This is a genomic window from Bartonella queenslandensis AUST/NH15, from assembly GCF_000312585.1.
In the GTDB taxonomy this organism is placed as follows: domain Bacteria; phylum Pseudomonadota; class Alphaproteobacteria; order Rhizobiales; family Rhizobiaceae; genus Bartonella; species Bartonella queenslandensis_A.
Genome location: NZ_HE998197.1, coordinates 1 through 569 on the forward strand (window position 1 = coordinate 1; position 569 = coordinate 569).

General features: G+C 38.7%; 1 protein-coding gene. It reads left to right on the forward strand.

Annotated features, from left to right (window positions below):
* Positions 1–245 precede the first annotated feature (245 nt).
* Positions 246–569, forward strand: a 324-nt coding sequence (locus BN338_RS09870; protein ID WP_039761951.1) for an antA/AntB antirepressor family protein, incomplete at its 3' end; no start/stop codon positions are given.

A 569-nucleotide genomic window follows, 5' to 3' on the forward strand; every position in this document is an offset into this window, starting at 1 on the left:
AATCAGGTGCCTAGAAAACACCTTAGATGCATAGCGGATAGATTGCCGAAACAGTTTATTTCCCGCATATTAAAGGCTTTGACTCATTGTATGTTACACGCATATAATGATCTTGTCGGGTGTAGTTATGCTATACAATACCCTTTATGGGGAAAGCATAACGACGGACTATGCACCGTGTTTTCTAGCACCCGGCGCTCTTCTAGAGTGTCAATAGAAGACATCTAACTGCATAGGAGTTCATTATGAACACTCTCATAGAAATTAAAGAACTAACAATTGATCAGGAAACTGTTCAAACGGTTAATGCACGTGATTTGCATACGTTTTTGGCAATAGGAAAACGTTTTGCTACTTGGATTACAAACCGCATTAATCAGTATGCATTTGAAGAAGGAAAGGACTATATTTTAACGCTTCCCAAAATTGGGAAACGTAAAAATGTTATCAGTAAAGAATACCACCTCACATTAGACATGGCCAAAGAACTCTCAATGGTTGAACGCAATGAGAAAGGCAGGCAGGCTCGTCGTTACTTTATTGAGTGTGAGAAAAAGTTAAAAAGCCAA